The 13,170-nt window shown below is 46.2% G+C and carries 13 protein-coding genes and 1 pseudogene; 5 read left to right on the top strand and 9 right to left on the bottom strand.

What is annotated here, in order from left to right; all coding sequences use genetic code 11:
- Positions 1 to 179: 179 nt before the first annotated feature.
- Together AC6I8Y_RS25165 and phhA are read right to left on the bottom strand one after the other, a co-directional pair.
- Positions 180 to 516 (bottom strand): annotated as a pseudogene (locus tag AC6I8Y_RS25165) (4a-hydroxytetrahydrobiopterin dehydratase).
- A complete protein-coding gene (gene phhA, locus AC6I8Y_RS25160; RefSeq protein WP_498022201.1) occupies positions 509 to 1,300 on the bottom strand; it encodes a phenylalanine 4-monooxygenase in 792 nt (263 codons plus the stop codon). Before phhA ends, AC6I8Y_RS25165 begins: the two are co-directional and overlap by 8 nt.
- 222 nt (positions 1,301 to 1,522) lie before the next feature.
- Here phhA and AC6I8Y_RS25155 point away from each other — a divergent pair, with 222 nt between their 5' ends.
- The 5 genes from AC6I8Y_RS25155 to AC6I8Y_RS25135 all read left to right on the top strand — a co-directional run bounded on the left by AC6I8Y_RS25155 (position 1,523) and on the right by AC6I8Y_RS25135 (position 6,647).
- The gene (locus AC6I8Y_RS25155) at positions 1,523 to 3,541 is read left to right on the top strand and encodes an acetoacetate--CoA ligase (protein WP_498022199.1); all 2,019 of its coding nucleotides are present in this window, start codon (positions 1,523 to 1,525) and stop codon (positions 3,539 to 3,541) included.
- A gap of 220 nt (positions 3,542 to 3,761) precedes the next feature.
- Positions 3,762 to 4,490: a glycosyltransferase family 2 protein gene (locus AC6I8Y_RS25150; RefSeq protein WP_498023123.1), complete on the top strand. Its 729-nt coding sequence runs from the start codon at positions 3,762 to 3,764 to the stop codon at positions 4,488 to 4,490.
- 44 nt (positions 4,491 to 4,534) lie between these two features.
- The gene (locus AC6I8Y_RS25145) at positions 4,535 to 5,860 is read left to right on the top strand and encodes an LssY C-terminal domain-containing protein (protein WP_498022197.1); all 1,326 of its coding nucleotides are present in this window, start codon (positions 4,535 to 4,537) and stop codon (positions 5,858 to 5,860) included.
- Between the two features lie 238 nt (positions 5,861 to 6,098).
- On the top strand, positions 6,099 to 6,269 hold the full coding sequence (locus AC6I8Y_RS25140) for a hypothetical protein (RefSeq protein WP_498022195.1): 171 nt from the start codon (positions 6,099 to 6,101) through the stop codon (positions 6,267 to 6,269).
- A 114-nt stretch (positions 6,270 to 6,383) separates the two neighbouring features.
- On the top strand, positions 6,384 to 6,647 hold the full coding sequence (locus tag AC6I8Y_RS25135; protein ID WP_128648690.1) for a hypothetical protein: 264 nt from the start codon (positions 6,384 to 6,386) through the stop codon (positions 6,645 to 6,647).
- A 91-nt stretch (positions 6,648 to 6,738) separates the two neighbouring features.
- Here the strand turns inward: AC6I8Y_RS25135 and AC6I8Y_RS25130 are convergent, their stop codons facing one another.
- The 7 genes from AC6I8Y_RS25130 to lhgD all read right to left on the bottom strand — a co-directional run bounded on the left by AC6I8Y_RS25130 (position 6,739) and on the right by lhgD (position 13,141).
- On the bottom strand, positions 6,739 to 7,710 hold the full coding sequence (locus AC6I8Y_RS25130; protein WP_252016682.1) for a calcium/sodium antiporter: 972 nt from the start codon (positions 7,708 to 7,710) through the stop codon (positions 6,739 to 6,741).
- Between the two features lie 190 nt (positions 7,711 to 7,900).
- Complete coding sequence (locus AC6I8Y_RS25125; RefSeq protein ID WP_498022193.1) at positions 7,901 to 8,941, bottom strand: metal-dependent hydrolase; 1,041 nt, start codon at positions 8,939 to 8,941, stop codon at positions 7,901 to 7,903.
- 78 nt (positions 8,942 to 9,019) lie between these two features.
- A complete protein-coding gene (locus tag AC6I8Y_RS25120; protein WP_498022191.1) occupies positions 9,020 to 9,703 on the bottom strand; it encodes a DNA alkylation repair protein in 684 nt (227 codons plus the stop codon).
- Between the two features lie 12 nt (positions 9,704 to 9,715).
- Positions 9,716 to 10,885, bottom strand: coding sequence for a MalY/PatB family protein (locus AC6I8Y_RS25115; protein WP_498022189.1), 1,170 nt, complete (start codon positions 10,883 to 10,885; stop codon positions 9,716 to 9,718).
- 67 nt (positions 10,886 to 10,952) lie between these two features.
- Entirely contained in the window at positions 10,953 to 11,372 is a 420-nt protein-coding gene (locus AC6I8Y_RS25110; RefSeq protein WP_128648688.1) for an N-acetyltransferase, read from the bottom strand.
- Positions 11,373 to 11,377: 5 nt separating this feature from the next.
- Entirely contained in the window at positions 11,378 to 11,848 is a 471-nt protein-coding gene (locus AC6I8Y_RS25105; RefSeq protein ID WP_394150223.1) for a GNAT family N-acetyltransferase, read from the bottom strand.
- Positions 11,849 to 11,926: 78 nt separating this feature from the next.
- Positions 11,927 to 13,141 carry an L-2-hydroxyglutarate dehydrogenase gene (gene lhgD, locus AC6I8Y_RS25100; protein ID WP_498022188.1) on the bottom strand — a complete coding sequence of 405 codons (1,215 nt, stop codon included), beginning with the start codon at positions 13,139 to 13,141 and terminating at the stop codon, positions 11,927 to 11,929.
- Positions 13,142 to 13,170 lie beyond the last annotated feature (29 nt).

Genomic DNA, 13,170 nt, shown 5'->3' with positions numbered 1-13,170 from the left:
AAACTCACTAACATTAACTGTAAGGATTCATCATCTTTTTTGACCAATATCGCTTTCTTGTTACGCTATCCTCTTACAAGGTTACCTATCAAATTATTTGTACACCTAAAACGCAAAAATCCCCGCTAAGGCAGGGATGTTGATTAGTAGACTGTAGCAACTGGTCGAAAAAATAGATTCTAATCAACCATCATCGCATCACATTTCGCCGCACAGATAAAATCATTCTGATGCAAACCCTTGATGGAGTGACTCCACCAGGTTACGGTCACCTTACCCCATTCCAACAGTATAGAGGGGGTGGTGAAACTCATCTTCTGCGAGCTCCGCCACTTGGTTTGAAAATGCCCAAGCCAACTTGAAGTTCTTAAACTTGTAAACCTTCTCTAGCTGCGGAATGCCATCACGGTCCACAATTTGCCAGTCATTTACCTCCGTCAGCAACTGTTGTTGCTCGTCTTTGCCAAGCGCAATTGCATCACTGCTGCAGGCTTCACAGCGTAACTCATTAAGCATGTGTTATGTCCTTTGGTTCAAAAAGTGGAGGAAGTAGCCCAGATTCCATTGCGCGAGCAACGTCTTGGGATAAGTTCTGTTGTTTCAATTCATAAAGTTGTCGTATGTCGTCGAGCACAAAATAGGTGGGCTGCATAATGTCGATCCGATAGGGCGTTCGAAGCACATTATCAACATTAAACGCTTGGCGAAGCGGTCTCTCATCATCGAGGGCATACAGTGTTTCGCCAGGGGATGAGAGAATACCGCCGCCGTATATCTTAAGATCACCATTCTGCTCAACTAGACCAAATTCAACCGTAAACCAATATAGCCGCGCTAAATATACGCGCTCTTTACTGTCCGCTTGGTAACCAAGCTGTCCATAGTGCTGCGTAAACTGAGCAAAGTCTGGGTCGGTGAGCATTGCACAGTGACCAAAAATCTCATGGAAGAAATCAGGCTCTTGGAGGTAATCAAACTCTTCTCTGGAGCGCAGAAACGTTGCGACAGGAAACTTACGCGCCGCCAAAAGCGCGAAGAATCGATCGAAGTCAATCAACGCAGGGACAGGCTCTACTTGCCAACCAGTCTCTCGCTTTAGCACATCATTTATCTCTGTTAACTGCGGAGCGCAATCTATTGGCAAATTGAGCAGTTCAAGACCGCGCAAGTACTCTTTACACGCCCTGTCCTTAACAAGATCCAATTGGCGTGCTACTAAGTCGTGCCAAATACGATCCTCATCCTCACTCCAATTAATTAATCCCTGTTCATTCACAGGTTTAGATACATACTGAGTCATGCCATTTCCTTTAACAAGCCCTTTACATAAGCCTATGTGTTCGAGTATTCGCTGACAATAACCCAGTAGATCCTGCAGTACGCACTCGGTGTAACATAAAATTTACATTTGTAATTTTTTAGCTGAAAATTCAATCAATTGAAATTCACCATTAAGTTTGACTTCGCGAGCCAAACAACCAAAACTTAAAATCAAAACAACACCCCAAAGAGTGTAAGCAAAATGTTAACGCATCCAAATCTAAACCCGCCAATGTGGATACCTGATGCTAATAAAGCATCCAAGAGCCTGTTACAACAATTTATCAACCAGCTCGATCTTGAAGGCTCTACTCCTATCGATTATCAAAAGCTACACCAATGGAGCCTCGACAACGCTGAGCAGTTCTGGGAGCGGGTTTGGGACTTCTGTGGCGTCATTGGTTCAAAACAAGGTCCAATAGCGACATTAGGTGACGCGACATGGGGAGCATTGGTACCGGCGAGAGATACCATCTGGTTTTTGAAGTCTCGGCTCAATTATGCTGAGAACTTGCTCGCTTATGGTGACAAAAATGGTGAGAGCCTTGCGATCATATTTCAAAACGAGCAAGGCTACACCGCCCAACTTTCATGGCGGGAACTGCAAGACCAAGTGTCACAAATGCAGCAGTGGCTAATCGAGGTAAATGTCGGTGAAGGTGACGTTGTAGCGGGGTACTTGCCGCACTCCCCTCACGCCGTCATTGCCATGTTAGCGGCAACAAGCCTTGGGGCAATTTGGACCTCAACTTCACCCGACTTTGGTGCTGAGAGCGTTATCGAGCGCTTCGGTCAGGTAAAACCTAAGGTGTTATTTGGCGTCGACGGGTATCAGTTTGGCGGTAAGTCCTTTTCAATGAATGAAAAGAATCAAGCCATCTGTCACGCGATCGACTCGATCACCCATACTTGCACGATTGGCTATCAGCATTTGGGTCAACAGGAACCTTTGAAGGAAAGCGCTGAGATCGTTAAAAGCGACAAGGCTAACCATGTCGATTGGAACTCTATCTTTACTCACTACAAAAAACAGCCTCTTCGCTTTAATAGGGTCGCATTCAACTCACCTCTGTTTATTCTTTACTCGTCTGGTACCACAGGTAAGCCAAAATGCATCGTCCATTCCGTTGGTGGTATCACATTGAATCACCTCAAAGAGCACAAGCTACATTGTGATATTCGCTCTGATGACCGAGTTTTCTATTACACTACCTGTGGTTGGATGATGTGGAACTGGCATGTGTCTGCACTCGCGAGTGGGGCAACGCTTGTTATTTATGATGGAAATCCCGTTTACCCCTCTGAAGAAGTACTTTGGGATTTGGCCGAGCGTTCATCAGTGACCTTATTTGGTACTGCTGCTAAGTATCTAGAAGCTATCGAGAAAAACGGTTTTATTCCGAATAAAAAGTTTGCACTTACCCACCTCAAAACCCTTTGTTCAACAGGGTCTGTTTTGTACCCAGAGCAGTTTGATTATGTCTACCAGGCAATTAAATCTGACCTCCATCTTGCATCTATTTCTGGCGGTACCGACATTTGTGGCTGCTTCGTCCTTGGTAACCCTATCTCTCCCGTCTATCGAGGAGAATGCCAAGCTCCAGGGCTTGGTCTTGATGTTAACGTGTTCAACGCCAACGGAAGGTCTGTTTCAGAAGAGCGTGGCGAACTCGTTTGTCTTAATAGCTTTCCAAATCAACCGATTGGCTTTTGGAATGATGACGGTGAACGCTACCATAATGCTTATTGGGCTAACTTTGAGCAGTGTTGGAGTCATGGTGACGATGTATTAAAAACAGTAAATGGTGGGATGCGTTTCTTTGGACGCAGTGACGCCACCCTTAACCCTGGCGGTGTACGTATTGGAACCGCCGAGATCTATCAGCAGGTAAACCAGCTTGATGATATCGTAGACTCCATCGCCGTTAGTCGAACCCATCTTGGCGACGAAAGAATCGTTCTGTTTGTTCAGCTTTCACCGTCTGCTGTACTCAACGAATCTTTGCGCCATTCAATCAAGCAGCAGCTTAAAACACATTGCTCTCCTCGCCATGTGCCTGCAGAAATCTATGCCATCAGTGAAATACCGAAAACAAAGTCTGGAAAGTTGGTGGAACTTGCGGTGAAACAAGTGCTGCATGGTAAAGAAGTTAACAACAAAGGCGCAATTGCAAACCCTCACGTTCTTGACGAAGTTGCCGAGTTTGCACATAGCGTATAGCACTTAGTACACATTGCGCATAACGCCTAGGCTCTTGCTTCATAAGCGCTTTTCGATAGAAAAGCGCTTCGTTCATCTAGATGAACTGATTCTGAACTCCCCACTAATTCTTCATTCAGTGCGCCCCTCGCATACTGGCTCCATCGAATCAGCCGCAACTCAAGAATCACGCGGCTATCTGTATCAACTGATGGACCCCACGGACAAGAGGGAAAGAATGATGAAATCACTAAGCGTAGTTGTTATCACCTTAAATGAAGAAAAACGTATTGCTCGTCTTCTTAGCGATTTGAGCTGTCAAACCTATCAAGATTTTGAAGTCATTGTTGTCGACTCAAACAGTGATGACCGTACCCGCGAAGTTGCTGAAAAATACCACGCCGCACTGCCTAGTTTAACGGTACACCAAATGTCTGATCGTGGCGTAAGCCTAGGTCGAAACACAGGAGCAAACCTGGCTAAAAATGAGCGCCTACTGTTCTTGGATGCTGACGTTCGTTTAGATAAGGGTTTTCTTCAAAAAGCTATCGACAAACTTGAAGAAGAAAAGCTCGAAGTCGCTGGTGTTTATATGGGCTCACGCAAACTCGCGCCCGCTTACAAAGCTGGCTACGGTCTTTTCAACGCTGGACTATTTGCTACTCAGTTCTTCTTCCCTACTGCGGTTGGCGCGTGCATTTTCTCAACCAAACGAGTGCACCAAGAGATCGGTGGTTTCGACGAAGAGATCGTACTCTGTGAGGATTGCCACTATGTTAAGAAGGCTGCACAAACATGGCGTTTTCGATTCTTACCAATGAGCTTCCAGTTCGATCCTCGTCGTCTTGAGCAAGATGGCTTCTTTAAAATGGGCTTTACCTACCTAAAAGCGAACGTTCGCCGTTTCATGTTTGGTGAAATGCGCAACAACGAAATGGAATACAAGTTTGGACATTATCAGCAGCAGTAATGCTAGCGCAAATTTGTAACAAGTAAGCTAGGTAAGGATTGGATATGTTTGAAACATTAGGACTGTTTTTTGGATCGCTGTTAGACGCACTTATAGGACCAAACCTCGTCGTGCCTGGTGAGCCTTTCATGATTGCGGCAGGCTATCAGCTCTATTCTGGTGCCTACTTAGCCGTGTTTGCGGTTCTGTTAGGAGGTCTAATTGGCGATCAACTCAGTTTTCTAATTGGACGTCGCTATGGATTCCGCGCCCAAAAATCTTTACTGCGCTGGCAACCTAAAATCCGTCGCCCATTAGCCCGCTGCCGCTTACTGATTAATCGTAACGCCTTTTGGGTGATCGCTTTTGCGCGCCTACTGGGACCTATCGCGTGGGTAGTGCCCTTTATGGCAGGTGCTAATCATATCCGATGGAGTAAGTTCTCTGCCTATGCGCTTATTGGGCTTGTCTTAGGTGTTGGTCAGTTTGTTACTTGGGGCTTTCTATTGGCAGTGGGTGTAGACAATGTGCCGATACTGGGTGAAGCCGCGACGTTTGTGTCTGAGCATAAGTATACGCTAGGGCTGACGTTGGTTTCACTTGCTCTGCTCTACTTTGGCATTAAGAAGCAGTGGCGCTACTCCTGGCTAAAAGCGTCAAGTCTATTTCTCGCGGGTGCATTAGCACTCAACTACTCGCATTTTTTCTGGTGGAGTGATGACGCCGTTGTGCCGCTTACACAAACACAAAACGTTGAAGTAAACCTTACTGAGCTTGATTACAAAGTCTACGCAGGGCAGTCGACACTGTACGCTGCACAGGCTCTTAACGTAGTTTATTTAGGAGAATCACCAGTCAAGCTAATGGACGAGTTAGGTTGGATTCAAAATAAAACCTTCTCTCGCAGTGATATTGAGCTAGCAGATTATGTTTCTCTATTACAGCAGCGCACGCCACCCGTCTCTGACTTGCTTTGGAATGGTCAGCCTCAGCATTTCGCTTTTCAACTACCAGGGACACTGACTCATCGCTCACACATTCGATGGTGGTATGCGGGTATTGATGCGCAAACCAAACAACCCGCTTGGGTTGGCGCATTAAGCTACGATGACGGGCTTAAGTTAACACCCTATGGAGGAATTGTTACCGTACTGCACTCTATCTCACCCGATGTCGACGTTGAACGAGAGCAGTTAAAAACCGACGTGTTCCGATTAAATGACCGATGGAACGCGGAAAATATTCAGCTTGCTTCTGTAACGAAGAACAACAGTCAACACGACTACTTTACAGATGGCCATGTGCTTGTGGTTTCTGAACAAGCCTCTTATGTGAATAATCTACAACCATCTGAAAGTATTGCGTTTATTACCATGAATACACAATCATGAATGAGCTAAGTCACTGATATTTAGATGTCATCCGTCGATTTGTTTAGAAGCGCGAAATATATTAATTAGCCGTGTCAAACATCGACGGTTCGTTAATTAGCATTTAGCTCTGTGACTGATTGTATCAACTAATTTCAGACACATTGATGTTACAAAGCCGCATACCTTATATTCACGTTCAGCAAAGACCTTCCAAGTTTTTGTAAAGTCAGCTCAAATAATAAAGGTATAAAAATCCATGATCACTTTGGCCCGTTTCGCATCAACAAGCGATCCAAACCAACTGCGCAGCTCAACGCGCCCACAACCTGCAGCGCCACCGGCACAGCATGCGATCCTTTCTTTCTTCCAATTTAATGCGCTTGTTCCATCCCTCTCCACGCAGTACGCGAACCGTTCTTCATACTAAGTCATATCATTCTAAATTCGCTCAACATAATGACATAGTAGCAAGACAACTATCTTCCCAATCCTGTTTCAAACACTCTTTTTCTGCTCTCTCTTCCCATTGTGGAGGATTGGCATGATAGAAATTCACTGGACGGTCGCCCTAGCTATGAGTTTTTGCAGTATGCTCGGTGTTCTACAAATGTATGGTCGTCGTATCGACCGTTTCTTCAAACGTGTAGTAGAAAACATGCTTCGCGTCGGTAAAGGCTCAATGAAAGCGTCTAGCTACTCACAGCAGCGAACAGAGACAGAGCTATACCAGATTGGACATCAAGAAAGAAAGTACGAGTTTGGCGATTACATTCGCCAGCAGAGTAGAAGAAAAGAAGACGATTAATTTCGATAGGCGAGCTTTCCTGTGTCGCTAATCAAGTACGTGACTCAAGACTAACGTTGAGTCACGTACCTCTCAATCTATGTTCGAACGTCTACGCCGTTACGGACAGAACAAGCCAAATGTTGTATGCACTGTAACCGGCTAACAGCAGCGCCCCCTCAACTCGATTAATTCGGCCTTGGCGACCAAATCCATAAGCCATAAAGAACAGCGCCACTGTCATCGCCATCATCACCAGCCAGTCACGAGATAATACAGCTTCAGGCACGCTCGCGATTGGTGAGATCATACCTGCAATACCAACGACAGCTAGAATATTAAACATATTGGATCCAACGACGTTACCGATCGCAATGTCATGCTCCCCTTTACGTGCTGCCGCGATGGAAGCCGCTAACTCTGGTAGCGATGTACCAAGCGCCACTATGGTTAGACCAATAATTAGGTCACTGATGCCAAGGGATTGAGCTATCGTCACCGCACCCCATACAAGAATGCGTGAACTGACTACCAGCAGTACAAGTCCCAGTACCAACCAGAATATCGCCTTCCCTAACGACATCGTCTTCTCTTGTAGCTCTTGCTCGGTATCAGTTTCTAGTGGGTCGCCTTTACCCTTGATTCCAGAATAAATGCTCCAGCTTATTAAGCTGAAAAAGCCAATAAGTAGAATCGCCGCTTCACCGCGTCCTAATGCGCCATTCCAAAGTAATGCACCAAGCAATAGACTGATAGCGAACAGTAATGGTAGCTCTTTCTTAACAATCACGGATTGCACCATAATCGGTGCGATCACTGCAGTAACACCTAAGATAAGGCCAGTGTTAACAATGTTTGAGCCTAACGCATTACCCAAAGCAAGCTCTGGGTTCCCCTCTGCCGCCGCCATCGCTGACACCACCATCTCTGGTGCAGAGGTACCAAAACCAACAATGACCATACCAATCAGTAGTGGAGGCATCCCAGCGTGACTCGCCGTTGCCGCAGCACCGTCGACAAATCGATCTGCACTCCAAACCAATAAGATAAAACCAACCAGAATCGCCAATGCGGCAAGTGTCATATCTGTGTCCTCAGTAGGGAAAGATGTGTATGTTTGACAAGCAAGTCACTGTCTCCAGTGACAATTTTAGGACGGGAATAGTGAACTTACATGATTCGCTTCGTCAAATAATGATTTTTATCGTGGCGACAAAAAACGAGCCCTTAAAGACTCGTTCTTTTGGTTACCAAACAAGGTAGGACCTTGTCGATTATTCTTGATGCTCGCGTGCCTTGTTGTAAGCCATTCTCTGTAAGTTGGCATCAATCCCTTGGTCACCCAACATTCGCTCCCAAAGCACGGAAATTTGGTCAAGGCTACGCTCACTAGGATAGCGAGTCGGAGCCTCCAATAACTGCCATTTTGAGTCGGCCGTGACTTTAGCGAAAACGAACTCAAACGCCAAGCTATCCGCCATGCCTAACCGAAGATCAGACACAATCAGCTTTTCTCCATCTTGGCGATATCCCAAAAACCCATGTGAAAAGGCTTCTAAGCCAATGAGAGTCTGCGGCATACTCTCGAGAGGCCACTCGCCACGCGAACGCTGAATGAAGTCAATTTGACGATCAGAATCAAGCAGAGATGCTAGCCCTTCGAAATACTGATCACCTTCAACGACAACAACGCGCCAAAGCAAAGTATTAAATGGTGATGGAGTGATCAATACTTGGTCATTGCTAATGTTTTGTACCGCGAGGTTTTCCTCGACCCGGTCGGCGATGACCTGCTGGGCTGCAAAGCCCCACAAGAGATACAAGCTCGATACTAAAACAACGCCCTGGCACCAACGCCCACCCACGCGCTTGGAAAACAACGCAACGACAATACCAATAAGCAGAGGTATGGTGTAAAGCGGGTCGATAATAAACACATTACCCACTTCAAAGTAACCGGGCAGTGGCCACAGCAACTGAGTGCCATACGTGGTCATCGCATCTATTGCGACATGTGTAACCAGCACACTGAGAACTAAAGCAAAGACTCGTTTAAACGACCAAAACGCATCAGCTCTAAGACGGCAATAGAGCCAAGATACAAAAAGTGAAAAAACGGGAATAAGCAACAAAGAGTGGGTAAAGCCACGATGCTTAATGGTATTACTCACCGCATCACCATAGTCAATGACGACATCTAAATCGGGCAGCGTACCAAGTGCCGCGCCAGTTAATAAAACTTTGGCATTGCATCGCTTGCCCGCTATCGCTCCCGCTACGGTTGCCCCTAATGCGGCTTGGGTTACTGAATCCATTGGGTTTATTTGTGTCCTTGGTGAATTAAACTGATTGCTTTTGTTTACGTAAGTGCCAACAAAACGACCATAAACGTCTTATAATTTTCCTTTGGCTTTGAGCCACTTAAGCCCCTCACGCTTCGCTAACCCTTCGATTTTTTGTGACTCAATGAATTGAACTACTGCTGCTGGCTTAGTTTTCGAATACTCACGTAAACTCCACCCAATTGCTTTTTGAATGAAGAACTCTTTGTCATCGAGGTTCTCGCCGATGATATCAAACAGCAGTGCTTCGTCAGTGTTTTGCTTGAACTTAAGCTGATAGAGAATTGCCGTTCGTCTTAGCCAAATATTGTCACTTTCGCGCCACTTTTGGATAAAGCTCGCGGCCTCAACAGGAAAGCGCTGAAACAAGCTCGCGACAATGTGAGTCGCTAGCATATCAACCGTGTCCCACCAAGCTTTTGTCGTGATCCAACGCTCTGCATGCTCCAAAAACGAGCTCGGTAAGATTTTCTTTTGTTTAATAAGGAGATCAATTGCCACAAGTTGATACTCTCGCTCAGGCAGTATCCAAAGCTCATCAACTACCTGTGAAAGCTCACCAAGGTTGGGCATCTTACCTTTCAAAAACAACGGCTTTAGAGCCTCTCGTCGAGGCCCCGCTTGGATTCCAAAAAACTCATACTGATCTCTCATGTATGCCTTCATAAAGGCAGCGTTTTCACTATTTCTGAGAGGGACGAGCGCCTCTTTCACCTCACTAGTCCAAACGTGCATCGCTGTTTCCTATCAATCGCTAGCAAAGGTTCGTTGTAATCTTGCAACAGCTTCAATCACTCTTGAACGCGGTGTCGCCAGATTAAAGCGAAGGAACTGCTCACCACCTAAACCGAAACTCGAGCCATGGTTCGCCGCTATCTTAGCTTCACTCTGCACTTTGCCAATCACTTCAGCGGACGTCAGCCCAGTTTCAGAAAAATCGACCCAAGAGAGATAAGTTGCTTCCAAAGGCATTGATTTTAAACCTTTAATCTTATTGACGCCTTCGTCAAATAGACGGCGATTCTCATCAAGATAATCGACCAATGCTTCCAACCACGCTTCACCATGTTCATAAGCCGCTGTTGCCATCAACATGCCAATTCGGTTAGGTCCGATACCGGCAGCGTTGAGTACAAATTGAAACTTTTCGCGAAGCTCTGTATTCGGAATAATCGCAGCGCCTGTTAGCGCCGAGGCGATATTGAATGTCTTAGTTGTCGCAGCCAGAATGACCATGTTTTGCTCATGTTTAGGAGCGGCCAGAGTAGCAACGGTATGCTGGTGAGGAGGGAAAACGAGGTCATGGTGGATTTCATCGACAACCAGTACCAGTTTTTGGCGATGGCAGAAGTCCGCGACTTCTCGGATCTCTTCCTTACTCCACACACGTCCGCCAGGGTTATGAGGAGAACATAAGATAACGAGCTTTTCATGGCCTTTTAAGTTTGCTTCAAGCCCCGCTATATCCATTTCGTAGCGGCCTTGGTTCTCAACCAACGGACTTTCAACAACGACACGCTGATTGGCTTTGATTACCCGCGAAAACGCATGATAAACAGGCGTAAAGAGTATAACGCCGTCATCCGGTTCAGTATAAGCTTGAACGCACAGAGCCGTGCCTTGAACAAGACCAGCACAGGTTAGGATCCACTCAGGTGATACTTCCCAGTTGTGTCTTTTTTGCATCCAATTAACCACAGATGCCTTATAGCGTGAGTCGTCACCGTAATAACCATTCACACCATTCGCTGCCGCATCGCAAAGGGCTTGGTTAACTTCAGACGGCGCTTTGAAGTCCATATCCGCGACCCACATGGGTAGACCATCGTCCGCAGACACTCCAAAGCTCGCTTCCATTTCATCCCACTTTGCCGAGTGGGTTCCTCTACGCTCTACAATCTCATCAAAATCAAACATGGTCTGTCTTCGCTCTAGCCAACAATGCAAACCAGTTTAAACGCCTGATTTAAAAAGAGCTAGAGGCTTAGCTCGACATAGTTAATTGCAAGTGCCCAGTATGAGGGTCGGTTGATTCATCAACGATAGTGAAGCCACAGCGATGGTAGAAGCCTATGGCACGGCAGTTATCTTTGTAGACACAAAGTGACAAGGCATCGCGTTTACGCCTCGCATCTAATAACAAGCTCATACCTATGCCGCCACCTTGTAGCTGAGGTTCAACAAACAATGCGGCAAGTTGTTTATCGACGAGGGAGTAAAACCCGACCACCCTGCCAGCTTGTTCAAACACATAAGTCTCTGAGTTAGGGAGATATTGCTCGCGCATATCATCAAGCTTCTGATGCCAAAACATAGGCTCAACAAAGTCATGGGCCTCTACAGAAGCGGCCAGCCAAACCTTAAGTATGCTCTCGGTATCTGCGTCGGTGTACTCTCTGATCATCGGTCCTATTCCATGTAGTATTTGAATCCAAAATGGCTCTTTTCAAACCCAAGTCGCTCATAAAAGCGATGCGCCCTCTCTCTGACTTGATTGCTTACCAGCTGAACGATCTTACAGCCTTTGTGTCTCGATTGTTCGATGGCAAACTTCACTAGCGCCGCGCCGACTCCTTGTCCTTGCGCGTTATTAGCGATAAACACGCCTTCAATATTAGCTCGTATTTCACCGTTGTAAGTAAATTGAGGAATAAAACTCAGCTGTAATGTGCCAACTACCACATTGTCTAACGTCGCAACGTAAAGAAAATGATCGCTTGAGTGCTCGAACAGCTCGAAAATAGCATGCATGCCATCGGTTATCTCGCCATGACATGCTTGCTTCAACTCGGGTTTGTCATCCCAGAAAAGCGGTAAAATGGAAGGGAGATCTTGCTGATTTGCTAGACGGATGTTTAAGGTTGGATTGTTGGTCATCATTGTGTTTGGCTTATCTGTAAACTGTCTTCAACCAAGCAGTATGTAATAGTTTCATTACCATAGATTGACAACCACAGCTCAACAAGTCTTCGCTTCTACTTTCTCGCAAATATACTGACCAATAGGAATTGCCGAGGTTGCTGCTGGGGATGGTGCATTACAAACATGAAGACTGCGTGGTGTTTCAGCGAAGAGAAAGTCATGCACTAGCCGTCCATCAGACATCACCGCTTGCGCTCTGATACCCGCAGGATAAGGCTCTAGGTCATGCATTTCTATTGATGGGCAGTATTTGCGCACTAACTGCAAATAGCCAGGGCGCCAGAGTGAGTTTTTAAACTCTGTTAATCCTGTTTTGAAATGAGCGGCCGTTACTTTCCAAAAACCTTTAAAACGAAGCATTTGTAACGTGTCTTCGAGACTGACATTGAAGTCACCGTAGCCTTCTCGTTTAAAGCCTTGAACGGCATTGGGTCCAACCGTCACAGAGCCGTCAATCATTCTGGTTAAATGAACCCCCAGAAACGGCAATTCGGGGTCTGGAATCGGATATATCAAATGCTTGACGATTTGATTGTGACGCGCCGCTAGGCGGTAATATTCACCGCGATAGGGAATAATTTGAAAGTCTGGTGTTATACCGATCATCGTCGCGAGGCGGTCAGCCATTAGCCCGCCACACACAATTAGCTGTTTGCACTTCAATATCGATTTAGATGAACTCGATACACATTCGACCTCCACACGCTCTTTATGCTCGGTGAGATTGGTAACACGACTTGATAGGTAAAGTTTGCCACCCAATTTGGTAAACGCCTGCGCCATCCTTTCAGTGACTAGCCGATAGTCAACAATACTGGTCGAATGAACCTTTATTGCACCCAAGCCGCTGATCGCCGGTTCCATATCTCGGAGCTCATTTTCATCAATCAACTGAACATCGATATGGTTATCGTGGCAGCGCTGGTACAAAGCCTCCATTCGTTGCTTTTCGATCTCATTGGTCGCCACCAGCAGCTTTCCACAGTTTTCGACCGCGATACCGTACTCGTCGCAAAATCGTTTCGTTGCCTCAGCACCTCTGCGGCAAAACTCTGCTTTAAGGCTTCCCGGCTGATAATAGACTCCGGCATGAATCACTCCGCTATTATGACCTGTCTGATGCGCCGCCAGCGTCGACTCTTTTTCTACAATGGCTATTTGAGCGCGAGGATGCCTCTGCTGTAGTTGCCAAGCCGTCGATACCCCAAGAATACCACCACCAATAACGATATAGTCATAAAGCTCTGTCATCACATCCCCTGTGAAATGTCCTGTTTCTA

Source organism: Vibrio sp. KUL78 (assembly GCF_059725505.1).
This window is presented reverse-complemented; position numbering and strand designations above follow the sequence as displayed.